Source organism: Kribbella ginsengisoli (assembly GCF_039537185.1).
In the GTDB taxonomy this organism is placed as follows: Bacteria; Actinomycetota; Actinomycetes; order Propionibacteriales; family Kribbellaceae; genus Kribbella; species Kribbella koreensis.
On the sequence record NZ_BAABAA010000001.1, the window covers coordinates 1,043,599 to 1,067,592 of the forward strand.

Genomic DNA, 23,994 nt, shown 5'->3' on the forward strand with positions numbered 1-23,994 from the left:
GAGAGGGTAGGGGGTATGCCGAGATCGATTGCTACCAATACCCAGGTGGACACCGACGCGTTGCTGGAGTTCGTGCGGCCGCGTCATCACATGTTGCTGATCACCCGCCGCGCGGACGGTACGCCGCAGGCCTCGCCGGTGTCGGGTGGGGTCGACGCGGAAGGGCGGATCGTCATCTCGTCGTACCCGGGGCGGGCCAAGAGCAACAACGTGAAGCGTGACGCGCAGACCAGCGTGCTGGTGCTGTCCGACGAATGGGACGGCCCCTGGGTGCAGATCGACGGTACCGGCGAGGTGATCGACCTACCGGACGCAGTGGAGCCCCTGGTCGACTACTACCGCTCCATCTCCGGCGAGCACCCCGACTGGGACGAGTACCGCGAGGCGATGCGCAAACAGGGCAAGTGCCTCATCCGCGTCACCCCTGAGCGCTGGGGCCCAGTAGCCACCGGAGGCTTCCCAGCCCACCTGGCCTAGTCACCGGAACAAGCCGACGATCAGGCTGATCACCAGGAGCTTGAGCAGCCAGTCACCGCCGTGAATGGCTGCCAGCTTCGGATTCACCCCGTCCCAGATGACCGAGCCGGTCAGCAGGACGAAGGGGAAGCCTGCGAAGAGCACCAGCCCCAGGAGCAGCGCCGGCCCCACCCCGGTCAGCTCCAGGTGCGCGGCCAGCCCGGCGATCACGGCCGCCACCAGCGCACTCCGGCCCAGCTCCAGGACAACCTTCCCCGGCGACGGCTTCTCGTCGGCGGAGGGCGCATTCAGCAGGGCGCTCCGGGCCTTGGCGAAGGCGACGTACCAGACACTGCTCACGACGAACACGGCAACAGCGGAGACGGCAACTGCAAGGACGAGCTTCATCTCGGTGACTCCTGTCCAGAGGGCGCTTACACCCCTAGGTAGAAACCACGGCCCGGCTTTCGACATCCCCGCGCACAGTCAGGCCTTGTTGTAGCGGCGAGCCATCGTCTCGGTGATGCGTTGCATGGCGCCTTCCAGGTGCTGGCGCAGAGCTGCCTCGGCACCGGGCTCATCATGCGCGAGGCAGGCGTCCAGGATCGCCTGGTGCTCCCGCCGGGTCTGCTCGATCCGCGCCTTCGTCTGCCGCGAGCCGAACCGGTACCGCTCGCTGTTCTGCCACACCGGCTCGATCGCCCGTGGCAACCAGCGCGACCCACCGGCCCGGTAGATCGCGAAGTGGAACTCCGTGTGCGCCTGCCGCGAAGCGATGATGTCGCCGACCTTCGACAGCCGCACGTGCTCGGCCAGCGCCGCCCGGGCGATCGCCGCGTCCGCTTCACTGAACCGCGTCGCCGCGGCCCGGACAGCGAGCGTCTCCAGCGAGATCCGGGTCTCGTGGGTGTCGCGCAGGTCCTCCATGGACAGCTCACGGACCCAGGCGCCCTTGTGCGGAACGATCTCGACCAGCCCGAGCGCCTGCATCCGGCGCAACCCCTCGCGGATCGGCATCTGGCTCATGTCGAGCCGCTTGGCCAGCTCCTCCAGCCGCAGCGCGGTACCGCTCGGGAGCTCACCGGACAGGATCAGCTCGTGCAACTCCGCGGCGGCTTCCTCCGCGAGTGTGCGCCGGCCGCTCGGTCCCCCGGGCGTGAGCTCGAGTCGTCGGGTCATCTGGTGTGGGCTGCCTCTCTCCATCACTGCACGCGCATCTGGGAGGTAACCGTAGCTGAACTGTGCATCAGAAGCGCCCAAGATCGAGCAGTACGCGCCTATCCGCCGGTCCGCTGGCCAGTAGATCCAGGGCATCCTCGGCGAGCGGCCCGGCCACGATCTCGAGCTGCGGCCGGACCTGCGAGGGCGCGATGTCGGTCAGTACCTGGGTGACCGTGCCGGGCTCGATCGTCGTCCGCTGCATGTTCACCGGCAGCACCCGCAGGTCCCGGCCGATCAGCTGGTGCAGGTCGAGAGTGGCGAACTCCCCTGCCGTGTACCCGAGCGCTACCAGCCGTCCGCCCGGGGTGATGTGGCTCATCACCCCACTGGTGACCGGTCCGCCGACAGTGTCGATCGCCGCGTTGCACCAGGGCAGTTCACGGCCGACCTGGCCCAGTTCGTCGACACGCACGATCTGGTCGACCAGCCCGTTCAGGTGCTCGACCGATTCGTCGCTGCGCGCCAGGCCGATCACCTTCATCGCCCCGGCCGCCCGGGCCACGGCGGCGCACAGCCGGCCGACCAGCCCAGTGATCCCGGTGACGACGACCGTCTCGTTCTCCACGATCTGACCGACCCGCCGTACTGCGGTATGCGCGGTCAACGCAGCACCCAGCATCGACACAGCTGCAGCCGCGTCCAACCCACTAGGCAACAGATGCACCGATGCATCCGGTACTACGGCCAGCTGCCCCCACGTGCCCGGCCGGGCAACGCCAACTCCCCCACCACGGATCACTACCGGGGTACCTGGCGGGTAGACGGCCGAACTGACCACTACCCCGGTGCCCTCGGACCCTGGCACGAACGGCGGCTCCTGTTGCTGTGCCAGCTTGCCCGCGAGCACTGTCCGGTCGAGCTGGGTGACAGACGCGTACTGCATCTCCACCAGCGTCTCGCCCTCCCCGGCGATCAGCTCCACCTCTTCCACCTTCAGCTGCTGGCCGGGGCCGTAGCAGCGCAGCACGTAGGCCTTCCGTGCACTCATGCCGCCACCCCACTCGTCCGCATTGTCCCCACCTGGATTTGATATCTGATCACATCTCGGTCCTGCCGAAAAGGCCTTCTCACGCTGAAACGGCCCCCTTCTTCAACGGCCGGGTGAGCTGTTCGCACACCGTTGATCGAGCTGCCGCCCGGCCTCGGTCCACCTGATCGCCCATCGGGAACGGCCAGTCACTGCCGGCCAGCACCCGCTCTGCCCCGAAGGTCGCCCCCAGCAACGCCCGTACTGCGTCGTCGTGCACCAAGTCGTCCACGTAGAACCGCTGCAGCGCCTCGGCCACCGGCAGCGAGAGTGGTTCGATCCCTGGTCGTTCCGTGTCGATCCCGCGCTGCCACCGGCCGGCCAAGGCCGCCGTGACACCGCCCCCATGGCACAGGCAGAACCTGATCCCGGGGTAACGACCGACGACATCCCCGAACACCAGTTCAGCCGCGGCAAGCCCTGTTTCATAAGGGTTCCCCAGCAGGTTCGACAGGTAGTACCTGCCGAGCCGCTCGTCGTGGCTATGGCTCGGGTGAATCAAGGTGAAGGCCTCCAGCGAGTGGAGCACCTCCCAGACCGGGTCCAGCCCGGCGTAGCCCGCAGTACCGATGGCGAAGCCGCTGAAGACCCCCTCACTGGCCAACTCAGCAGCAACGTCACCTGCATCAACGTCATGAAGGGGCAAATGCCCCAGCACGCGCAACTGCGGCGTAGCCAGCTCGCGGAGCCCCTGGTTGACCAGTGCAGCCCACTCGACGCCCTGGTCGTAGCGGAAGAGCGCAGGCGGTACAGAGACGATAGCGCCGTCCAGTTCCTGCTCGTCGATCCAGTGCAGCAGGGCCGCCGGATCTGCGAGCCGCTTCAACGGCAGCCGCTCACCGTCGACCAGCAGGAAGCCGTCCTCGATCCCCAGCCCGAAAGCACGCTGACCAGCCGCCGACAGCACAGTCGGCGGTATCAGGTGGGTATGGACGTCCCAGCCCGTCATGTCAGCGCGCATCCTCGTCGTTGTCGTAGAAGGATGGCCGCACCGGGTAGTGCGGCCCGTCGTACACCTCGAGCAGGACAGAGGTCTCCTCTGCCATCGTCGGCCCGTGTACTACGCCCTTCGGGTTCCAGTAGAAGCTGCCCTTGGTCAGCGTCGTCCCCGTCGGCAGGTACACGTACCGGCCGGACAGGCAGAACATGAACTGGTTCGACGCGTGCTGATGCGCCTCCGGGATCCCGGCCCCCTTCTCGAAGCGCACCAGCGCGATCGAGGCCTCGGTCTCCTCATCCCGCCACAGCATCTTGTGCGACAGTCCAGCCAGCGACTTCTCGACCCACTCCAGGTCGTCCGTCTGCAGCAGCACCTCGCTCAACTGCTCGTCGAAGGAGCTCATCAGAGCCCCTCCCGCGGCACAGGCCGACCGGTGATCCCGGTGTAGAGCTCCTCGGCAACACCCTCGCCCATGGGAGCCACTGCAGCGATATGCCCATCCGGCCGCACCAGCACGACCGTCTCAGCCGGTACGCCGTAGCGGCTGGTCGCGATGCTGCCCGGGTCGAACAATGAGCGGTCCCGGAGCCCAGAGTCCAGCGGCGCATCCCACCGCGACACTGCATAGTGCTTCAGAGCCGGAGAGTCGTTCAAAGGCACAGAAGGCCGACGCCGCACGTCGGTGAAGTACAGCGCGACAAAGGACTCGCGACACAACCCATGGATCGTCTGCCGCCCAGCAGGACCCTGCAGCGCCAGATCGGGCGCCCTGTCGCCGGCCCGGACGGCAGGTGGCTCAGCACTGGTCATCACCATCGACCAGTCGCCTTCCCCAGCCACATCCAGCCGTACTCCGAGCAGCGTGCGGGTGTAGGCCGTCGCCCAGTCACTCCCGGCCGCGGTCACCGCACCCCGTTGGTGGGACATGTACTTGCGAGCCGCCTCGGCCATCTCGCCCGACCCGTTGATTGCCACCGGCCGCTGCTCCTGCTCATAGCCGTCCAGCAACTCCGGCGAAGCCCAGCCGCGGAGTACCCAGGCAAGCCGCCAGGGGAGGTTGGACGCGTCAAGTGCTCCGGTGTTGAGTCCCAGCGCCCACATCGGGGTGATCAGGTGGGCCGCATCGCCCATCAGGAACACCTTGCGCTCCGCGGACCAGTGGTCGGCCACTCGGTGGTGCACGTTGTAGACGACCGAGCCGAGCAGCTCGATCCGGTCCACCTCGCCGATGAACTGCTTCACCTTGACCAGCATGTCCTCCTCGCCCGGCTGCTCCGCACCTTCGGCCAGCGGGAAGAGGAAGCGCCAGCAGTTGGGCTGCCGGATCAGCACCATCCACTCGGACCGGTCCGAGAAGTAGGCGAGGTACGGGTAGTCGCGGGCGTTCGAGACGTCCAGGTCGACCACGACGTCGATCAGCATGTACCGCTCGGGCAGGGTCTCCCCCGTCACCGTCGCGCCCAGCGCGTCGCGCACCTTGCTCCGGCCGCCGTCACAGGCCAGCAGGTGCGAGGCCTCGATCTGCCGCACACCATCAGGCGTATCGACCGTCAGGACCACCCGGTCGTCGAGCACCTCGAAAGACTCCAGCCGATGCTGCTTCAGGACCGGGCCACCGGTGAGAGCGGCCTCCAGGATCGGCTCCATCGTCTGCTGCGGCAGGTTGATCACGAACGGGAACTGGGTGTCGTTGACCAGCTCGGCCAGCTGCACCGAGGCCCGCGGAGTGTTGGTGGCCCGGTCGATGTCGCCGATCTCGTCGATCCGCAGCGCGGCGGCCAGGATGCCCTCGACGGCGCCGTACCGATCCCAGATCTCCAGCGTCCGGGTCAGCGTCGTACCGGCCTTGGTGTCCGAGGAGAGCACCGCGTCCTCCTCGAGCAGCACGAACGGCACGCCGTAGTGGGCCAGGCCGAGGGCCGTCGTGAGGCCGATCGGCCCGGCGCCGACGACGGCGACGGGGAGCTGCTGGTCTGCGGACACTGTCTAGCTCTCCTTGAAGGTCTCTAGCCGGGCGAAGACCCGTTCACGGGTCAGCTGCGATCCGGTCATCGCGGCCGCGTCGGACAACAGGAACAGCAACGGGCCGACCACATCCTCGGCATCGCCGATCCCAGTCGTGTCACGCCAGTGCTCCAAGTCGGCACCGATGTTGGCAGAGCGGAACTGCTCGGTGTCGATCACCCCCGGGGCGATCACGTTCACCCGGACCCGGTGCTCGGCCACCTCGGCCGCCAGCGTCCGGGCGAAGGCCCCCAGCGCCGCCTTGCTCGACGCGTACGCCGCCGCGCCCGGGAACCCGGTCGCTGCCATCCCCGACGTGAACACGACCACCGACCCGCTGCGCGCCGAGACCATGTGCGGCACTACTGCCTGGCAGACCCAGACGACACCATCGAGGTTCACCTGGAGCGTCCTGGTCCACTGCTCCGACGCCATGTCCAGCACAGCAGCACGTGGCTGCACAGCGGCCCCAGCGACCAGCCCGTCGATCCGCCCGTGCCGCTCGATCACCCCATCCACTGCCTCGAGCACAGCGCCCCGGTCCGCCACGTCCACCTCGACGTACTCGACCCCGGACAGGCCACCCGCGACCAGGTCGAAGACCACGGCAGTACCGCCGCAGCCAACCACCGCAGCAGCCAGAGCCGCACCGATGCCCTGTGCTCCACCAGTGATGATGACGACCGAGCCGGTCGCGTCGAAGCTCACCTTCATGACGTCCCCTCGCGCTGTGACTGCTTGGAGGTCATCGTCTCGGTGATCCGCTGTACCGCACCAGCGAGGTGGTTGCGCAGGGCCTGCTCCGCAGCGTCTGCGTCCCGGGCGATACACGCGTCCAGGATCGCCTGGTGCTCCTGCCGGTTCCGCTCGATCTGGAACGCCGTCTGCCGACTCCCGAACCGGTAGCGCTCGCTGTTCTGCCACACCGGCTCGATAGCCCGTGCAAGCCACTGCGACCCACCGGCCCGGTACAGAGCGAAGTGGAAGTCGGCATGGGCCTGCCGAGCGCCGATCGAGTCCTCGGACCGCGAGAGCTGCAGCAGTTCGGCCAATGCGACGCGGGCCTTCTCTGCGTCCTCGTCGCCGAAGTGCTCAGCAGCAGCCCGTACTGCGAGACTCTCCAGCGCGAGCCTGGTCTCATGGGTGTCGTGCAGGTCCTCCAGCGACAGCTCCCGGACCCAGGCGCCCTTGTGCGGGATGATGTCGACCAGGCCGAGCGCCTCCAGCCGGCGAAGGCCTTCGCGGACAGGCATCTGGCTCATGTCCAGACGGTTGGCCAGCTCGACCAGGCGGAGCGGAGTACCGCTAGGGAGCTCGCCGGACAGGATGAGCTGGTGCAGCTCGGCAGCGGCCGTCTCTGCCAACGTACGGCGACCACCGCGGCCGCCACCGGGCAGTAGCTCCAACCGGCTGCTCATGCGAGTTCCCGGTAGACCAGTGTGTTGCGCAGCTCGCCGATCTTGTCCGCGCGGGTCACTACCTCGTCGCCCTCGGCCAGGAACACCTGTGGCTCGCGGGCATTGCCGATACCGGCGGGAGTGCCCGTCAGCAGCAGGTCGCCCGGACGCAGGGTCATCCCGAACGACAGCTCACTGATCAGCGTCGCCACGTCGTACGCCATCTGTTTGGTCGAGGCGTCCTGCATGACCTCACCGTTGAGCAGGCACTGCAGGTGCACGTCCTGCGGGTCGCCGAGCTCGTCGGCGGTCACGATCCACGGGCCGAGCGGCATGGTCTGGTCGATGCTCTTGCCCTTGAGCCACTGGCCACCGTGCTGACGCTGCAGGTCGCGCTGCGACACGTCGTTGGCCAGCGTGTAGCCCCAGACGTGGTCCAGCGCGTCGGCGACCGGGATGCTGCGCCCGGCCTTGCCGATCACCAGCGCCAGCTCCGCCTCGTAGTCCCACTTGGCCGAGATCGCCGGGTCGTACGCGATCTCGTCGTACGGGCCGGTCACCACGTCCGGACCCTTGGTGAAGAAGGTCGGGTGCTCGGGCCGGTCGACGTCCTGGCCGTCGCGCTTGCCCTTGCTCTCCTCGAAGTGGTCCCAGTAGTTCCAGCCGGTGCACAACACGTCGCGGCGGAACCGCCGCAACGGCGCGCGCAACGACACCGATGCCAACGGCAACCGTTCGCCGGTGGCCAGCTCGTTGCGCGCGGCAACCACTCCGGCCGTCCCGGCCTCGATCACCGAGACCAGGTCCGAAGCCTGCAGCAGGACGACATCCTCGCCGTCCAGTACGCCGGGCCACTCACGCCCCGCGTGTTCGATCGTCACGAACCGCATCTCAGGTCCACTCGACGCCGCGCACTTGAATCACCCCTCCCCGGCTGCGTGTTGCCACTCATGGGATCACCGCGATCGCGGAGATCTCGATCAGGTAGTCAGGGTGGGCCAGCTTGCTGACCTCGACCATCGTCGAGGCGGGCAGCGGCTCCTGGAAGTACTGCGCGCGGATCTCGTGGATCTTCGCGAAGTCCTCCATGTTGCGGACGTACACGTCCACCCGGCAGACGTCGTCCAGCGTGCCGCCGGCCTCGACGACCGCGGCGCGCACGTTCTCGCAGACCTGCCGGGTCTGTTCCCGGACATCGCCGACACCGACGATCGTGCCGTCCGGCGTCCGGGCGGTCATCCCGGAGACGAACACCAGCCGGCCGGTCGCCTCGATCGTGGTCGCCTGCGAGAACACCCCGTTCGGGCTCCGCAGCGCCGCGCTGGTCAGTTGTGTCTTCGCCATCAGCTCAGCACCCCTCCCGTCGGGACGACGGCGCCGACCGCACGCGCGGCCTGCAGCAGTCCGTCCAGTCCCGACCTCTCGATCAGTACGCCGTTGCGCCGCTGCTTCGCGGCCCGATCGGCCTCGATCTCCCCCGGCAGGAAAAGCCGGTCCACCCCGGGAGCCGTCGCGCTACCGCGTACTTTGGCCGCCAGCGCCGACGAGCGCTGCCGGAAGCCATCGATCCCACCCAGCAACTCCGGGTCGATCGCGAGGAACAGATGCGCACAGTCGTTGGGCCGGTCCGGCTCGCGGTACAGCGGCCGCACCTGGTCACCCCAACCGCCACCGCTCAGCACTCCGGTCAGCACGTCGATCATCAACGCCAGCCCGAACCCCTTGTGCCCGGCGGCCGGCAGCAGCATCCCCAGCACCGCGTCCTCAGCGTCCGTCGTCGGTACGCCGGACTGGTCCGTGGCCCAACTGTCCGGGATCGGCCGCCCTGCCGAAGCAGCCAGCCGAATCTTGCCCAGAGCAACGGCCGACAACGCCATGTCCAGCACGATCTCCGGGCCGGCCTCCGTCGGTACCGCGATCGCCAACGGGTTGTTCCCGACGATCCGCTCGGCCCCACCGGGTGCCGGCATCAGCGGCGTCGTGTTCGACATCGCGATCCCCAGGCAGCCCGCCTGCGCAGCCTGCATCGCCCACCGGCTGGCCGCGCCGAAGTGGTGCGCGTTGCGGACCGAGACCAGCCCGATCCCGTACCGGCCGGCCCGCTCGATCGCGTGGCCCATCGCCTGCGGGCTGGACAGTTGCCCCATCCCGCCGCGCGCATCCGCGACCAGGGCCGCGCCGGCGTCGTGCAGGATGTCGAGCTCGTGTTCCCGGGTCACCCCACCGGCGTTCAGGCGTTCGACGTACATCGGGACGAGCATCACGCCGTGCGAGCTGACGCCGCGCAGGTCCGCCTCGACCAGCGCGACGGCGATCCGGGTCGCGTCGGTCGGCTCGAAGCCGAGCGCGGTGAAGACGGCGGAGACGGTCGCCTCGAGCCAGGCCGGCCGGACGAGAACCCGGCGGTCGGCGTCAGAGGCCTGGGTGGTCACCTGGTCTCCCGTGCCCACGGGAGCAGCAGGTGTTCCAGCAGTACCAGTGCGTAGAACAAGATGATGGCCAGGATGCTCAGCATCGTCATGGCGGCGAAGGCCAGCGCGGTGTCGGCGTTGGCGCCGGAGCTGGTGATCACGTACCCCAGGCCGGAGGTGGCGCCGACGAACTCGGCGATCACCGACCCGATCACGGCCAGCGAGATCGCGACCTTCAGCCCGGTGAAGATCTGCGGCAGCGCGTACCGCAGCCGGAGCTTGAAGAACTCCTGCGTCTTGCTGGCGTTCAGCGACTTGAGCAGCTCGACCAGGTCGGCCGGCGTCGACTTCATCCCGGTGGCGGTCGAGATCACGATCGGGAAGAAGCAGACCAGCAGGACCAGCAGCACCTTCGGCCACTGCCCGAAACCGAACCACACGACCAGCAGTGGCGCGATGGCGATCTTCGGGATCGCGTTGACGGCCAGCAGCAGCGGATAGAGCAGCCGCTCCACCACTACCGAGCGCACGATCAGCAGCGCGACCGGTACACCCACCACGATCGACAGCAGGAAGCCTTCGACCGTCTCCACCAGTGAAGTCCAGGTGTGCCCGAGCAGGTAGCCAGGCTGGTCCAGGAAGGCGCTCACCACCTCGCCCGGGTTCGGCAGCAGGTACGAGTCGACCGAGAAGACGATGGTGGCGACCCACCACAGAGCCAGCGCGAGGATCAGCCCGACGACGGGCAGCAGGACTGCGGCGGTACGGGAATGTGTGAGCCAGGAGCGGTTCGTCATCGCCGTGCCTCGGGCAGGTCGACGGGGCGCTCCTGCTCGGACAGCAGGCTGTGCAGCTGCGCGCTGATCTGGGCCACCTCGGCCAGGTGCGCGTTGTGCCCCAGCGTGCGAGGACGCGGGATGTCGATCTCGACGATCTCGCGCAGCCGGCCCGGCCGGGGCGTCAGCACGACCACCCGGTCGGCCAGCACGACGGCTTCCTCGATCGAGTGGGTGACGAAGACGATGGTGGTCGCGAGCTCCATCTGGATCCGCTGCAGCTCCGCCGACAGCTCGGTCCGGGTCAGCGCGTCGAGCGCCGAGAACGGCTCGTCCATCAGCATCACCTTGGGGCTGCGGATCAGCGACCGGCACAGCGAGACCCGCTGCTGCATGCCGCCGGACAGCTCGTGCGGGAGCCGGTTCTCGAAGCCCTTCAGCCCGACCAGTTCGAGCAACTCCTGCGCCCGGTCGCGGTACTGCGCCTTGCTGCGCTCGGAGTCGCCGCCGGAGATCTCCACCGGCAGCATCACGTTCGAGACGACCGACCGCCACGGCAGCAGCGCCGGTCGCTGGAACATGAAGGAGACGTCCCGGCGCGGGCCGGTGACGGCCGCACCGGCCACCTCGACCCCGCCGGACGTCGGCGGCAGCAGTCCGGCGATCAGCCGGAGCAGGGTGGACTTGCCACACCCGGACCGGCCGATCACCGTGACGAACTCGTTCTCCTGGACGTGCAGGTCGATCTCCTCGAGCGCGCGGACCTGTCCGCCGCGGCCCTCGAAGACCTGCCCCACACCGTCCAGCCGGATCATGTCAGCCCTTGGGAGTCAGGTCGGTGTCGACCACGTCGGCCGGCTTGATCGATCCCGCGGCGATGACGTTGTACTTCACCAGGTCGGCGATGACGCGCTCGACCCGGTCGGTCTCGACGCCACCGGCCACCCCGGTGTAGCCGTCCGGCTTCACGTAGGGCTTCATCAGCTGGAGTTCCTTGGTGGCCACCTCTTCATTGGTGTCCGGAACGTACTTCTTGAGGATCTTGGCCGCCGCGGCCGGATCGGCCAGCGCGTCGTCCATGCCCTTGAGCAGCGCCGCGGTGAACTTCTGCACCTGCGCCGGGTGGTCCTTGACCAGGTCGTCGCGGGCGATGATGGCGTTGCCGTAGAGGTCCTTCACCTTGTCGCCGTACGGCAGTACGACGGCCTTGCGGTGCTTCTCCTTGTCGGCCGCCTCGACCAGCGGGACGCCGACCACGAACTGGCCGATGCCGTCGCCCTTGTTGGCGGCGAGCAGCCCGGCCAGCGCCGGCGGCGGCGACGGGACGAACTCGACCTTCGACGTGTCCACCCCGGCCTGCTGGGCGTACAGCGGGAAGGTGACCTGGTTGGTCGAACCGGGCTGGTCCAGGATCCGGGTCTTCTCGCCGTTGGCCTTCATCAGCGACTTCGGGTCGCGGTCCTTGATCTGACCGCCCTCGAGGCCGACGATCGCCGCCATCGAGCGCTGCTGGATCATCCCGACCGTGGTGACCGGAAGCTTCTGCTTGGCCAGCGTGATCATCAGCGCGGTGAAGTCGCCGATGCCGTAGTCGGCCTGGCCGCCGGCCACGATCTTCATCACGTCGACGGTGCCCTTGCCCGGCGTGATCGTCACGTCGAAGCCGGCATCCTTGAAGTAGCCCTTCTCCAGGGCGACATAGGCATAGGCCTCGCGGCCAAAGGTGCCGAAAGAGGTCAGGTAGCTGACCTTCTCCAGTTTCGCTTCCCCGTTCGTGCCGGTCTTGCTGTCGTCGTTGCACGCGCTCATCCCGGTAGCCAGTGCAAGCACTGCGACCAGGGCGACGGCCGAACGTCTGAACCTCATGCTGGACTTCTCCTCTCCGATATTTGATCAAACATCAAATATGGAAGGGTGGTCAATCGGCCCTCGGGGACTTCACAGTGTCTTTACGTGGCCTAGCCAACACTGTCCGGATCCCCTCAGAATCCGACTGCCGCCCGTCCAGGAGCCGATTCCCCATGCCGCTCCGTCACCGGACCAGCACCCCGCCCCGACCACAGACCGTACCCGCACCGACAGCAGATCGCGACGTCGATCGAGTCCCAACCGGGTCGCCGCAGGACAAATTTGTGTAAACCCGGCCGGACTGTGACGTCGATCATGCAAACGCTCTCGCACACCGGGAACCGACCCGGACCTGCAAACGTATCCCTCGGCGGAGGGAGGTGGCCGGACCGCCGGACTGGGAGGATGACGGGGTGGCGAACGTGCTGGTCCGGGGGTCGACCTATCTGCGATGGGTCTACCTGCTGCTCGGCGCCGCCCTGGTGCTCGCCTTCATCCTGGTCGACAGCGGCCTCGCCTCACTGCTCGACGGCCTGGAGCTGCCCGGAGCGCTGTCGGCGATCTTCATCGTCCTGATCGCCGCCCTCCCGCCGCTGGTGCTGGGCACCTTGCCCGCCGTGCGCGAGGTGGAAGGCATCGCGGTCGAGTCCCTGCTCGGCGTCCGCTTCGAGGAACGGCCGCTCGGCCCGTCCCGGACCTGGCCGCAGCGACGCCGGACGACGACCTGGTTCTGCCTCCACCTGGCCGCCGGCGGTTTCGTCGGCGTGCTCTCCACGATCGTCTTCGGCCTCGGCGCCGTCCTGATCGCGGCCCCCTTCCGCTCCCCCGGCCGGCGCGAGCTGATACCCGGCGTGCACTACCGGATCACCGGCGGGTGGACCGACCTCTGGATGCCGTTGGCAACGATCGTGGCGGTGATCGGGCTGATCCTGTTGTCCGCCGGGATCGGCGCCCTGCTCGCGTACGCCGCACCCCGGCTGCTCGGGCCGACGCCTGCCGAGCGGATCGAGTTGCTCGAGCGCCGGACGGCGACCCTTGCCGAGCGCAACCGATTGGCCCGCGAGCTGCACGACAGCGTCGGCCATGCGCTCAGCCTGGTCACCATCCAGGCGGCTGCCGCGCGAAGGGTGCTGGCGACCGATCCTGCCTTCGCCGAGACGGCGCTGGCCGCGATGGAGACGTCGGCCCGGGCCGCCCTCGCCGATCTCGATCACGTGCTCGGGTTGCTCCGCGACGATCGCCGGCCGGGTTCTGCGACGGCCCCTCAGGCGACGCTCGGGAACCTCACCCGGCTGGTCGAAGCGACTCGGGCGGGCGGGATCACGGTCGGCGTACGGCGTACCGGAGATCTTGAGCAGTTGCCGGCGGCGGTCTCGCGGGAGGCGTACCGGATCGTTCAGGAAGGGCTCACCAACGCGATCCGGCACGCGGGGCATCCGGCGGGTGAGGTGAGCGTCGACCTGTTGATCAACCTGGACAAGTCGGGGCTGTTGCTCGAGCTGACCAACCCGGTGGCCGCTGGTGCTGCTGACAACTCGGGCGGTGGCCGGGGATTGGCCGGTATCCGTGAAAGGGTCGCCGTACTGCGCGGCACCGTCGAAGCCGGTCTGGTCGCGGATCGCTGGCGGCTCGCGGTGACCCTGCCCGTCGCCGTCACAACGAAGGGGTAACTGGTGGAGATCTCTGTGGTCGTAGTGGACGACGAGCCGCTGATCCGGAGCGGGTTGCGCGCCATCATCGACGCGGAGTCCGATCTGCGGGTCGTCGGCGAGGCCGGTGATGGCGCGGAGGTGCTTTCGGTAGTCCGGCGTACCCGGCCTGACGTCGTGCTGATGGACGTCCGGATGCCCGCCGTCGACGGCATCCAGGCGACCCGGCTGCTGCTGGACGGCCTCGATCCGGCGCCGCGGGTGCTGGTCGTGACCACCTTCGAGAACGACGACTACGTGTACGACGCACTGCGGGCCGGCGCGTCCGGGTTCCTGCTCAAGCGCACTCCCCCGGACGACATCATCGCGGCGATCCGTACGGTCGCGGGCAGCGAGTCGCTGCTGTTCCCCGAGGCGATCCGGGCGCTGGCACTCGCGCATGTGACCGAGCAGCAGTCGACCGGGCTGGAGGAGTTCCAGCTGACCGAGCGCGAGCAGGAGGTACTGCGGCTGATGGCGCGCGGGCTGTCGAACGCGGAGATCGCGAGCGAGCTCATCCTCGGCGTGCAGACGATCAAGACGCACGTCGCCAACCTGCTGTCCAAGCTGGGCGCCCGGGACCGGACGCAGGCCGTCATCCAGGCGTACGAATCGGGCTTCGTCCCACTGCGTTAGTTACGTGTCGGCCGGGTCGACGGTCTCTTCGGCCAGTGAACAGGCGTTGTGCAGCGGGTCGATCTGGTTGGCCTGGAGCGCGATCCGCTGGAGCAGCATCCGGAAGACCATCCGCTCGCCGTCGTCGAGGCCGCTCATGACCTGGTCCTCACGGGCCTGGAGCCGGCGCTCGAGATCGCAGAGCACTTCCTTGCCCTGCTCGGTCGGCGCGATCAGCCGGGCCCGGCGGTCGGTCGGGTCGGGCTGCCGCTGCACCAGACCGGCCTTCTCCAGGTCGTCCAGGAGATAGGTCATCACCGTGCGATCGACGCCCAGGTGGGCGGCCAGATCGAGCTGGCGCTTCGGCTCTTCCCGGATCGTGGTCGCGAGCACTTGATAGCCCCGCGGACCGCCCGGGATGTCGGTCAGCGCGTCCGCGGCCGCCTTGGCGTACCGCCGGAAGACGACGCCCAGCGCCCAGCCGAGGTCCTCCTCGACCGGAGTCCCGCGGACTGCCCGGGTGCCCACCTCAGGCGACGAACTGCTCATGCCTCCCATCCTACGTGGTCTACGCCACGAGGAATACGATCTAACTTGAATATGTTCTGTGACTAAGACTATCTTGAAGGCAGCTCACATCGAGCAGCCCCCAGCAGTTTGTCGAAAGGAACGACATGACCACCCTCCTTCGCGTCGACGCCAGCATCCGGGTCGACGGATCCGTCAGCCGAGCGCTGGCCGACAGCGCCGAGGCCGCCTGGCGCGCGGAGCACCCGGACGGCGTCGTGGTCCGGCGTGACCTCGGTCAGCACCCCATTCCCGCCAACGTCTGGCCGGCTGTGATCAGCGCCAAGATGGGCTTCGACGCGGCCCCCGACGCCGACCGCGCGGACTCCACCGAGGCGCTGGCACTGGCCGATGACCTCATCGCCGAGATCAAGAACGCCGACGCGGTACTGCTCGCGGTACCGCTCTACAACTATGGGATCTCCCAGCACGTGAAGACCTGGATCGACGTGCTGGTCTCCGAGCAAGAACTCGCGGCCGGCGACGGCCCGCTCCGGGGCAAGCCCGTCATCTTCACTCTGGCTCGTGGCGGCGGCTACGGCCCCGGCACCCCGCGCGACGGCTGGGACCACGCCACGCCGTACCTGGAGCGCATCTTCGGCGACGTCTTCGGGATGAACGTCCGCAAGGCCGTCGCCGAGCTCACCCTGGCGTCGGTCACCCCGGCGATGGCTGAGCTGATCCCGGCCTCGAAGATCGCCGAGGAAGAGGCACACATCACCGCCAAGGAGCACGCCGCCGCCGTCGCCAAGGAACTCGCCGCGGCCTAGCACACAAGCCGTCTGCCTCCAGTGCCGTGCTCGAGCCGGCACTAGATCAGACGGTCTTCCAGGTGGACAGAGTGACCGACAGCGTCACCTCGACCGGATCAGCCAGTACTGCGATCCGCTCCGCCAACGCGGCCTTCTCCGTATGCCGCGCACTCGGCGTCATCGCGACCAACTGCTCGACCGCCTCATGGTCGAGCCGCATCGCGGCCTCGACGACCTCGCCGCTGGTCCGTGCGAACACGCCGCCCAGCGAGTCACTGAGCCGCCGCTCCTTCTCGTCGTCGACCCGAACCATCCCCAGCACCTCGATCAGCTCCTTGAGATGCCCTTGATTCGGAGTAACCACAAGCAGCCGTCCACCCGGCGCCAGCACCCGCGCCATCTCGGTCGCGTTCCGCGGCGCAAACACATTCAGCACAACCTGCGCGGCGCCGTCCCGCACGGGCAATTCCCGCCACGCATCACACACCACGGACCCGATCCGCTCCGAGTCCACCCGCGCCGCGCGCTTGGCGGCGTACCGGGAAACATCCAGCGCCATCCCTGACCGTTCGGCCCCGGCCGCAACCACACCCGCGAGGTAATAGCCGGTGCCGGCGCCGACCTCGACAACCAGCCCGTCGCCCTCCCCCGCGGCCGCAATCAGCGCCTGCCGGATCGGCGCGTAGAAGCCCTCGGCAAGAAATCGCTCCCGAGCCTCGACCATCTCCGCCGAATCGCCGTCGATTCCGCTGGACGCCGAGGGCAACAGGTTGAGATAGCCCTGCTTGGCCAGGTCGAACGCATGCTTGCGCGGACAGCTCGCCGTGCGCCCACTCAGCGCCAGCCCGTCACCACACACCGGACAACGCAACACGGAAACCAACTCAGCACGCACCCCCGGAGACTACCGAGGAGCCGGCCCGACCCCGAGGGCGAGCCGGAGTTGACGCGTCCTACCTTGACCCCTCAAGGCAATCAGCCTACCTTGATACCTCAAGGCAAGGAGCCCGTCCATGACCGAACTCACCCTCACCCGCCCCGACGCCGCCCTACGAGGCACCGCAACCGGCACCGGCCCCACCGTTCTCCTACTCCACGCCGGAGGCGAAACCCGCGCCGTATGGACCCCCGTCACCGCATTCCTGAACCACTGCTCGCTACGAACCGTGGCCTACGACCTCCGAGGTCACGGCGACAGCTCGGGAGCTGCGACGAAGCTCGCGCCGATCGCTGCGGACGTGGCCGCGATGATCCACAGCGAGCCACCCCCGGTCGTCGCAGTCGGAGCCTCACTCGGCGGACTGGCAGCTATCGCAGCCCTCGCCGCCCTACCCACCGCTCAAGCCCTGGCCGGCCTGATCCTCATCGACGTAGTCCCCAACCCCGACCCAGCCCGCGTCCGCGCCTGGCTGGCCGACCGCGACCTCCGCACCCACGACGCCCTGGTCGAAGACATCTTCAACCACACTCCCGACCTCCTGGCGACAGCCGCAATGCTCAAGCTCCCCATCCACCTTGTCCGAGCCGGGCCAACCTCACCCCTCACCGACGCCGAGGTAAACAGCTTCCGCACCACCAACCCCGCGGCCACAGTCACCCAAGTCCCCACCGCCGGACACCTGATCGCCCACGAAGCCCCCACCGAACTAGCCCAGATCATCACCACCCAGGCAGCTACCTGGCTGGCTAGCTGTTGATGTCCCGGGTGGTCAGGCGGGCCCAGGCTGCGGTGTAGAAGACGAACAGGTACGCGGCCTGGAGGAGGAGATTGCGGATGATCGCATCCCAGTACGGCGGATCCCGGAGCAGGTCGGCGAACGACGGCCAGCCGTACATCAACAGCCAGGGGTGGATCTCGGAGATCTGCGGAATCGCCCCGAGGATGCCGAACACGATGAACGCGCCGAACGTCGCCGCCATCGCCGCGAGTGGGGTCGACGTCAGCGACGACACGAACAACCCGACCCCGGCCAGCCCGAGCAACGACAACGCGACCAGGATCGCGATCCCGAACGCCCGCAGGAGTCCATCGGCCAGCGAGACCGTCGTCCCCGACAGCAAGACGACATCGCCGATCGGGAACAGCACCACACCCGCGATCAGCCCGGCCAAGAAGATCGTCATCGTCGCGGCCAGGCAGAACACCACCAGCGCGACCAGCTTCGCCGCGAGCAGTCGCGACCGCCCGGCCGGCGCCGTCAGCATGTTGCGCAGCGTGCCGAGACTCGCCTCGCCCGCCAGCGACTCCCCGGCCACGACCGTCACGGCAGTAGGCAGGAAGAACGGCAGCGACAACCCGAGACTCGCGACCACCAGGAAGAACCCGTTGCCCGCGACCTGACCGATGAATCCCTCGCCGCCGTCGGACCCGGACAGCTTGATCGCGACCCCGACCAGCACCGGTACGCCGGCGAGCACCGCCAGCGTCACCCAGGTCCGGGCCCGCCCGAAAACCAGATGCAGCTCAGAGGCGAAGAGCGCGATGGTGTGCCGCCCAGCGGTAGGCCGTCGCACGTTCCCCAGGTCGCGGCGATCCGCGGTCTCACTCAGCGACATCGAAACCCTCCCCGGTCAGCGCGACGAAGGCGTCCTCGAGGCTGGGATGCTCCAGACCGAACCCATGAATCCGCACGTCAGCAGCCACCAGCGCGGCAGCGAGCTTGTCGACCGGAAGCTCGCCCGCGTCACCGTCGACGGTCTCTTCCAGCCGCCGTACGTCGGTGACGCCGAGGCCGGCCAGCGTCTTCATCGCCTGCTCGAGGTCCGGCGTCCGGACCACCAGCCGCGGGCGCAGCTCCGAACGCAGCTCCGCCATCGTCGACTGGCGAACGATCCGCCCGCGGCTCATCACGGCCGCGTGCGTGCAGACCTGCTCGACCTCGGCCAGCAGGTGGGTCGAGGTGAAGATCGTCGTACCGTCGCCGGCCAGTTCACGGATCAGCGTGCGAACCTCGCGGGTGCCCTGCGGGTCGAGGCCGTTGGTCGGCTCGTCCAGCACCAGGAGGTCGCGACGCTGCATCAGAGCGACGGCGATCGCGAGGCGCTGACGCATCCCGAGTGAGTAGGCACGAACCTTCTTACCGGCCGCATTCGACAGGCCAACGCGCTCCAGCGCCTGACCCGCGCGGAGCTTGCGCGTCCGTGGGTCGGCGGTGCGGTCGGCGGCGTCGAACCGGAGCAGGTTCGCCAGCCCGGTCCAGAACGGGTAGAAGGCCGGCCCCTCAACCAGCGCTCCTACCCGTGGCAACACGGAGAGCTGTGCCTTCGGCATCGGCTCCCCAAGCAGTTCGACCGATCCGGACGTCGGCGCGATCAACCCGAGCAGCATCCGGATGGTCGTCGTCTTGCCCGACCCGTTCGGCCCGAGAAACCCGAACACGCTTCCGGCCGGAACAACCAGATCGATCCCGTCCACCGCCACCTGCCCACTGCGGAACCGCTTGGTCAGCCCCGCGGTGACAATGGGATCCACGGTTAGCGCGGAGCCTTGGCGGCGGCGGATTGCAGGGTTTCTGGGGTGACCAGGCCGGTGAAGATCCGGCCGTCGGTGGTGATCAGGGCGTTGACCATCTTGGTGGTGAGGATCTTGCCGCTGCCCCACGTGCCCTGCACGGTCGGCGCCTTGGCCAGCAGCTGGTCGAGTGCCGGGTTGCCGGTCTGCGCCTTGCCGCGGAGCTCGACGACGGCGTTCCAGCCTTCGCCGATCACGGTCGGCCGGTCCGCGGACGGCACCGACGGCTGCTTCGGCGTGCCAGGCTTCGGCAGGATCGGCGGGGTCTGCTTGCCGGGTGCCTTCGACGGCACCTTCTCCTCCGTCACCTTCACACCCTTCGGCGGCGTGAACGCGAAGGTGCTGGCCGCCGGTACGTCGAAGGACACGGCCGAGAAGCCGAGCTGCACGGCCGGGTCCTTGCCGGTCCGCGGCATCACGGTCACCTGCAGCGGTACCCAGGTCTTCGAGTCGACGGCCAGCGTCACCGAGCCGACCGTCGTCTGGTCGGTCTTCGGCACGAGACGCAGCTTGTACGCATCGCGGCCGGCCACCTTCTCCGTGCCGCTGACCTCGACCTTGGTGGTCGGGTCGATCGCGGCGAGGAACTTCTGCGCGACGGCCTGCGGGTCGTACGCCTGCTTCTCCGGCGCCACCTCCGGCTTGGCCGCGTGCGCGGGCAGCGCGATCTTGGTCGCCTCGCGCTTGGCGGAGTCATAGGCCCACGCGGTCTTGCCGTCCGTGGTCAGCACCCGCTCGGCCATGTCGTCGAGCACCGAGACGCGCGCCTTGTCGGGCCCGGCGAACGCGACCCGCGCGGTGTGGTCACCGGTCAGCAGGTCGAGGAACTGGGTGGCTTGGCCGTCCATCCCGGGCAGCGCCGGCAGACCAAGATCGGTCGACGACTTCACCGTGCCCGACAGGCCGTCGACCTTGGCCGTCTGGACGCGGGCGAGCAGCTCCTGCGCGGTGATCCCCGGCAGGTCCGGAGACGCGTCCGCGACCATCGGCCCGAACGCCCCCACCCCTGCGACCACTGCGACTGCCGTGACCGGCACCAACCACCGTCGACTGCGCTTCGCTGCACCCATGTCTACAAGACTCGCACCGCGCACCCGCCGAACCAAGCCGCTCAGGGTCCGTTCACCCAAAAGAGTGAGCAAGTGACTACGCCGGTAGTACGTCCACGAGCAGAACGTACTACCGGCGTCGTACAGATCAGCGGCTCTGCAGCGCGTCCAACGCCACCGTCATCGCGGCGGCGACCCGGAAGTCGAGCCGGGAGTCCTGGACAGTCACCCGGTACCGGTCGCGGACCGAGATCTTGCGCTCGACCGAGAGCACCGGCTCGCCGCTCGCCCGGTCCAAGAAGTCGAAGTGGAAGATGAACGGCAGCGGGATCTCGCCGACGAACGGCACGAACTCCCAGATCCGCCGGACGATCGCGATCGTCGGGTTCCGCTCGGTGCCGTCGGACTCCAGCCCGGGGCAGGTCAGCTGCCAGCTCGACCGCAGCAGGCTCTTGCCGAACTCCTTCTTGAACCAGCCGATCGGCTGCCCGTTCGCGTCGAACACGTCGTACCCGGAACCGAGGTCGATGCGCTTGCGGGCCTTGAAGGAGAAGACCGCCTGGGCTTTCGTGTCATCGGCGTAGAAGGTCACCTGCTCCCTGAACGCCATCCGCTTCTGCTGCGCGAACGCCAGCAGCGGCCCGTCGGTGCCATCGGGGTTGGTGGTGAGCAGTTCGTACCTGTTCGCCATCAGGGTGATCCGCTGCTTCATCGAGAAGGCGGGAACGTACATAGGCGCAGGGCCTTGAGGTGGGACGGTCATGCGGAGGAGTCTTTCACCTCGGCAGGCTCACCGATGACCACTCCACAGGCCAGCGCCCCGAGTCGTACACCGCGCACCAGCCCGGCTGCCTCCGCTGAGTCCGACACCAGCTCCACCTGGAGCTCTCCAACCCCTTGCAGCACGAGATCCCGCGCTACCTCCACGCCTAGCTCGACAGCCTCGTCCACTGTCCGCGCAGGACGCCACAGCACTCCGTAGTCGGCCGCTGGCTTCGCAGTACCTACCTGTACTACGAGCGCATCCGCCTGCTCCAGATACTCAGCAGCCGCGACGTCAGCCACGATCAGGCGAACCACCTGAGCACCTACAGCCCGTACTACGCCAGTCGCCGCCGCTGCATCGCCGGCGATCACCGCACTGGGCTCTATGCCCGGCAGGCCCCGCTGACCCCATGACTCCTGGTGCACGGCCCATGACAGCGGCCGCCTGGCAGCCCAGCCACTCCGTACCAGCTCCGGAGCTGCAGCGAACTCCTCTACGTGGCCGACGCAGAGGTAGCCGACAAGCTCTACGTGTGAAGGCAGGTCCAGCACCGCTGCGACCTCGCCGGGCTCGAAGAACGACACCCAGCCGACCCCTAGTCCTTCGGCACGCGCTGCGAGCCACAGGTTCTGGATTGCGATGGCTGCGGAGAACCAGGTGGTGCGTGGGTCGGCATGCCGGCCCAGCACGTGTCTACCGCCTCGCCCTGGGTCGCAGGTGACGGCGATGTTCAGCGGCGTGTCCAGGATCGCCTCGATCTTCAGCCCGTCGAAGGAGCTGCGTCGATCGGCGGGCAGTGAAGCCGCGAAGGCGTCTCGCTGTGCAGTGGCGAGGTCGTGGATCTTCCGCCGGGTAGCGATGTCCTTGATCAGCAGGAAGTCCCACGGCTGACTAAGCCCGACGCTAGGCGCCCGATGCGCCGACTCCAGCACCCTGGTCAGCACATCATCATCAATAGCCCGCCCCAAAAACCCCCGCCGCACATCCCGCCGCTCCGCCAACACCCGATGCACCACATCCCGCTCCCCAACCACATACCCCGCCGCAGCCGCAGCCTCCGACACCGGCACCTCACCCGCCGGCCCAGCCGCCACCCCCGAGTCCGCGACCTCCGACGCCGTCACCTCATCGGCCGTGCCCGCTGCACCGCCCGCCGTCTCCGGGAGCCTGCCGACGGCCACAGTTGCTCGCGGCGACGACTGCTTCGGCAGTAGCAACTCAGCGCCGCTGATGACCACGGCTGCTTCGGCGACGCTCGTAGTACCGGCTAGACGAGCGACCTGGTCGCTGGGAGTCGGTACGGGCTGCTGGGAGAGTTCCAGCTTGGTCGCGGTGAACAGCGTGGCGCCCAGCGAGGCCACCAGTCGCTGTAGGCCGGGCTCTGTCTCCTTGCCGTCGACAGTGACCACTTGGCTCACGGTTGCCAGCGGTAGAGCGGCCAGCGCTGAGTCGACGAGATCTCGGAGCTCGCGGTACGACGTACCGGAGCGTAAGCCGATCCCTAGGACGAGGGTCACTTCTCCAGCCCCGCGTGGACTCGGGCAGCCGCTACGAACCGGGCTGGGACATCAGGGGTCGCAGTCCAGTGCAGGTGAAGGTAGGACGCGTGGATCTGGGCTCGGCCGAACCCTTCCCGCTGACCGCCGGGCAGATACCACGCGGCCGGGTTGTCTCCGTCGAACTCCACGGTGGTGCGGTGGAATTCATGCCCGTGGACGCGACGACCTTCGTCGAAGATCGCAGTCGTCGAGGCCGCGATGGCGGTGCGGTAGCCGAGGGTGAGCCGGCTCGTCATCTGGCCCTTGGCGGGCAGGACGCCGGTGAGTTGGTGGCCGTCGAGTTCGCGGCACAGGTACAGGAGTCCGGCGCACTCGGCGACGACGGGGAGGCCGGCGGCGATCTCCGCGGCGACCTGGTCGCGGAGGACGAGGTTGCCGGAGAGCGCTTCCGCGTGGAGTTCGGGGAAGCCACCGCCGAGATAGAGCGCTGAAGTTGCTTCCGGCAACGATTCGTGGAGCGGGTCGAAGGTGACGACGTCGGCGCCGGCCGCGGTGAGGAGCTCGGCGGTTTCGGTGTAGCGGAAGGAGAAGACCGGGCCGCCGGCCATCGCGATCACCGGGCGACCTTCTTCGGCTGGGGTCACCTCTGCCGCAGGGTCCCAGGCTGTCGCGTCGAGTGGAGCGGCTGCGCGCGCGGCGGCGACGAAGGCTTCGAGGTCGACGCCTTGCTTCACCAATTCGGCAGCGGCGTCGACGGCCGCGGCGGCTTGCTCGCGTTGCTCGTCGGCGGGAATGAGCCCGAGGTGGCGGCTGGGGACGGTCAGGCGCGTATCGCGACGCAGTACCCCGAGGACCGGTACGCCGGTTGGCGCGACACCTGCTCGTACTTCGGCCTCATGCCGGTCAGAGCCAACCTTGTTGAGGATCACCCCGACGATGCGCACGCCGGTGTCGTAGGCAACAAACCCTTGCACGACCGCGCCCACACTGCGTCCCGCCGCCGAGGCATCCACCACGAGCACGACAGGTGCCTGCAGCAGCTTCGACACATGCGCGGTCGACGAATACCCCTCGGTGCCGAGCGCACCGTCGTACAGGCCCATCACGCCTTCGATCACGGCGAGGTCCGCACCCTTGGCGCCGTGCTTGAAGAGCGGCGCGACCCGCTCCTCCCCCGACAACATCGGATCCAGATTCCGCCCCGGCCGCCCGGTAGCCACCGCATGAAACCCCGGATCGATGTAGTCCGGCCCCACCTTGAACCCAGCCACGGTATGTCCCGCACGCCGCAACGCAGCCATCAACCCGACCGCGACTGTCGTCTTGCCGGCGCTGGACGACGGCGCCGCGATCACCACCCGCGGGATCATCCGCCTACACCTGTTCGCCGCCTTGCGGCAGCAAAATCAACTGCGTTGTCGCGCCGAGGCAGCCGCCCGAGGGTGGGCAGGTGGGGGTCGTGCCTTC

Annotated in this window: 27 protein-coding genes; 5 read left to right on the forward strand and 22 right to left on the reverse strand. The window is 68.3% G+C overall.

The genetic code is table 11. The features are described from left to right. Positions 1–15 precede the first annotated feature (15 nt). Positions 16–477, forward strand: coding sequence for a PPOX class F420-dependent oxidoreductase (locus tag ABD768_RS04600; RefSeq protein ID WP_343978018.1), 462 nt, complete (start codon positions 16–18; stop codon positions 475–477). Here the strand turns inward: ABD768_RS04600 and ABD768_RS04605 are convergent, their stop codons facing one another. From ABD768_RS04605 to ABD768_RS04670, 14 genes are all read right to left on the reverse strand, one after another. Continuing rightward, positions 478–864, reverse strand: a complete 387-nt coding sequence (locus ABD768_RS04605) for a DUF1761 domain-containing protein (protein ID WP_344837671.1) — start codon at positions 862–864, stop codon at positions 478–480. It lies immediately after the preceding gene. A 78-nt stretch (positions 865–942) separates the two neighbouring features. After that, positions 943–1,635 (reverse strand): GntR family transcriptional regulator, encoded by a 693-nt coding sequence (locus ABD768_RS04610; RefSeq protein WP_343978012.1) that lies wholly within the window; start codon positions 1,633–1,635, stop codon positions 943–945. Positions 1,636–1,702: 67 nt separating this feature from the next. Further along, positions 1,703–2,665 (reverse strand): quinone oxidoreductase family protein, encoded by a 963-nt coding sequence (locus ABD768_RS04615; RefSeq protein ID WP_344837673.1) that lies wholly within the window; start codon positions 2,663–2,665, stop codon positions 1,703–1,705. Positions 2,666–2,744: 79 nt separating this feature from the next. Continuing rightward, positions 2,745–3,653, reverse strand: coding sequence for an amidohydrolase family protein (locus tag ABD768_RS04620; protein WP_344837675.1), 909 nt, complete (start codon positions 3,651–3,653; stop codon positions 2,745–2,747). 1 nt (position 3,654) lies between these two features. After that, on the reverse strand, positions 3,655–4,047 hold the full coding sequence (locus tag ABD768_RS04625; protein WP_343978003.1) for a cupin domain-containing protein: 393 nt from the start codon (positions 4,045–4,047) through the stop codon (positions 3,655–3,657). Then, positions 4,047–5,627, reverse strand: coding sequence for an FAD-dependent monooxygenase (locus ABD768_RS04630; protein ID WP_344837679.1), 1,581 nt, complete (start codon positions 5,625–5,627; stop codon positions 4,047–4,049). Before ABD768_RS04630 ends, ABD768_RS04625 begins: the two co-directional genes overlap by 1 nt. A 3-nt stretch (positions 5,628–5,630) precedes the next feature. Continuing rightward, positions 5,631–6,362 carry an SDR family NAD(P)-dependent oxidoreductase gene (locus ABD768_RS04635; RefSeq protein WP_344837682.1) on the reverse strand — a complete coding sequence of 244 codons (732 nt, stop codon included), beginning with the start codon at positions 6,360–6,362 and terminating at the stop codon, positions 5,631–5,633. Next, on the reverse strand, positions 6,359–7,066 hold the full coding sequence (locus ABD768_RS04640; protein WP_343977995.1) for a GntR family transcriptional regulator: 708 nt from the start codon (positions 7,064–7,066) through the stop codon (positions 6,359–6,361). Before ABD768_RS04640 ends, ABD768_RS04635 begins: the two co-directional genes overlap by 4 nt. Further along, positions 7,063–7,935, reverse strand: a complete 873-nt coding sequence (locus ABD768_RS04645) for a fumarylacetoacetate hydrolase family protein (protein ID WP_344837685.1) — start codon at positions 7,933–7,935, stop codon at positions 7,063–7,065. The genes ABD768_RS04640 and ABD768_RS04645 overlap by 4 nt, the downstream gene beginning before the upstream one ends. A gap of 58 nt (positions 7,936–7,993) precedes the next feature. Next, entirely contained in the window at positions 7,994–8,389 is a 396-nt protein-coding gene (locus ABD768_RS04650) for a RidA family protein (protein ID WP_343977990.1), read from the reverse strand. Further along, a complete protein-coding gene (locus ABD768_RS04655) occupies positions 8,389–9,477 on the reverse strand; it encodes an Ldh family oxidoreductase (RefSeq protein WP_344837689.1) in 1,089 nt (362 codons plus the stop codon). The genes ABD768_RS04650 and ABD768_RS04655 overlap by 1 nt, the downstream gene beginning before the upstream one ends. Further along, positions 9,474–10,253 (reverse strand): ABC transporter permease, encoded by a 780-nt coding sequence (locus ABD768_RS04660; RefSeq protein ID WP_344837692.1) that lies wholly within the window; start codon positions 10,251–10,253, stop codon positions 9,474–9,476. Before ABD768_RS04660 ends, ABD768_RS04655 begins: the two co-directional genes overlap by 4 nt. Next, positions 10,250–11,047: an ABC transporter ATP-binding protein gene (locus ABD768_RS04665; RefSeq protein ID WP_343977982.1), complete on the reverse strand. Its 798-nt coding sequence runs from the start codon at positions 11,045–11,047 to the stop codon at positions 10,250–10,252. Before ABD768_RS04665 ends, ABD768_RS04660 begins: the two co-directional genes overlap by 4 nt. 1 nt (position 11,048) lies before the next feature. Next, the gene (locus tag ABD768_RS04670) at positions 11,049–12,098 is read right to left on the reverse strand and encodes an ABC transporter substrate-binding protein (RefSeq protein WP_343977979.1); all 1,050 of its coding nucleotides are present in this window, start codon (positions 12,096–12,098) and stop codon (positions 11,049–11,051) included. Between the two features lie 395 nt (positions 12,099–12,493). Between ABD768_RS04670 and ABD768_RS04675 the strand changes: the two genes are divergently transcribed. Together ABD768_RS04675 and ABD768_RS04680 are read left to right on the forward strand one after the other, a co-directional pair. Next, the gene (locus ABD768_RS04675; protein ID WP_344837696.1) at positions 12,494–13,750 is read left to right on the forward strand and encodes a sensor histidine kinase; all 1,257 of its coding nucleotides are present in this window, start codon (positions 12,494–12,496) and stop codon (positions 13,748–13,750) included. Between the two features lie 3 nt (positions 13,751–13,753). Next, the gene (locus ABD768_RS04680) at positions 13,754–14,404 is read left to right on the forward strand and encodes a response regulator transcription factor (RefSeq protein ID WP_344837698.1); all 651 of its coding nucleotides are present in this window, start codon (positions 13,754–13,756) and stop codon (positions 14,402–14,404) included. Here ABD768_RS04680 and ABD768_RS04685 read toward each other — a convergent pair whose 3' ends face one another. Continuing rightward, complete coding sequence (locus tag ABD768_RS04685; protein WP_343977970.1) at positions 14,405–14,932, reverse strand: MarR family winged helix-turn-helix transcriptional regulator; 528 nt, start codon at positions 14,930–14,932, stop codon at positions 14,405–14,407. 125 nt (positions 14,933–15,057) lie between these two features. On the opposite strand from ABD768_RS04685, the gene ABD768_RS04690 reads away from it, so the two are divergent. Next, complete coding sequence (locus tag ABD768_RS04690; protein WP_344837701.1) at positions 15,058–15,720, forward strand: FMN-dependent NADH-azoreductase; 663 nt, start codon at positions 15,058–15,060, stop codon at positions 15,718–15,720. Between the two features lie 46 nt (positions 15,721–15,766). Here the strand turns inward: ABD768_RS04690 and ABD768_RS04695 are convergent, their stop codons facing one another. Further along, a complete protein-coding gene (locus tag ABD768_RS04695; protein WP_344837703.1) occupies positions 15,767–16,597 on the reverse strand; it encodes a putative RNA methyltransferase in 831 nt (276 codons plus the stop codon). A 118-nt stretch (positions 16,598–16,715) separates the two neighbouring features. Here ABD768_RS04695 and ABD768_RS04700 point away from each other — a divergent pair, with 118 nt between their 5' ends. Then, positions 16,716–17,399 carry an alpha/beta fold hydrolase gene (locus ABD768_RS04700; RefSeq protein ID WP_344837706.1) on the forward strand — a complete coding sequence of 228 codons (684 nt, stop codon included), beginning with the start codon at positions 16,716–16,718 and terminating at the stop codon, positions 17,397–17,399. On the opposite strand, the gene ABD768_RS04705 is transcribed toward ABD768_RS04700, so the two are convergent. The 6 genes from ABD768_RS04705 to ABD768_RS04730 all read right to left on the reverse strand — a co-directional run bounded on the left by ABD768_RS04705 (position 17,389) and on the right by ABD768_RS04730 (position 23,897). After that, positions 17,389–18,258: an ABC transporter permease gene (locus ABD768_RS04705; protein ID WP_344837709.1), complete on the reverse strand. Its 870-nt coding sequence runs from the start codon at positions 18,256–18,258 to the stop codon at positions 17,389–17,391. The genes ABD768_RS04700 and ABD768_RS04705 overlap by 11 nt on opposite strands. Further along, complete coding sequence (locus tag ABD768_RS04710) at positions 18,245–19,174, reverse strand: ABC transporter ATP-binding protein (RefSeq protein WP_344837712.1); 930 nt, start codon at positions 19,172–19,174, stop codon at positions 18,245–18,247. Before ABD768_RS04710 ends, ABD768_RS04705 begins: the two co-directional genes overlap by 14 nt. A 2-nt stretch (positions 19,175–19,176) precedes the next feature. After that, complete coding sequence (locus ABD768_RS04715; RefSeq protein ID WP_344837715.1) at positions 19,177–20,283, reverse strand: LolA family protein; 1,107 nt, start codon at positions 20,281–20,283, stop codon at positions 19,177–19,179. Between the two features lie 127 nt (positions 20,284–20,410). Then, positions 20,411–21,025: an LURP-one-related family protein gene (locus ABD768_RS04720; protein WP_344837718.1), complete on the reverse strand. Its 615-nt coding sequence runs from the start codon at positions 21,023–21,025 to the stop codon at positions 20,411–20,413. Beyond that, on the reverse strand, positions 21,022–22,545 hold the full coding sequence (gene bluB, locus ABD768_RS04725) for a 5,6-dimethylbenzimidazole synthase (RefSeq protein WP_344837720.1): 1,524 nt from the start codon (positions 22,543–22,545) through the stop codon (positions 21,022–21,024). The genes ABD768_RS04720 and bluB overlap by 4 nt, the downstream gene beginning before the upstream one ends. Then, positions 22,542–23,897, reverse strand: a complete 1,356-nt coding sequence (locus tag ABD768_RS04730; protein WP_344837722.1) for a cobyrinic acid a,c-diamide synthase CobB — start codon at positions 23,895–23,897, stop codon at positions 22,542–22,544. The genes bluB and ABD768_RS04730 overlap by 4 nt, the downstream gene beginning before the upstream one ends. Positions 23,898–23,994: the final 97 nt, after the last annotated feature.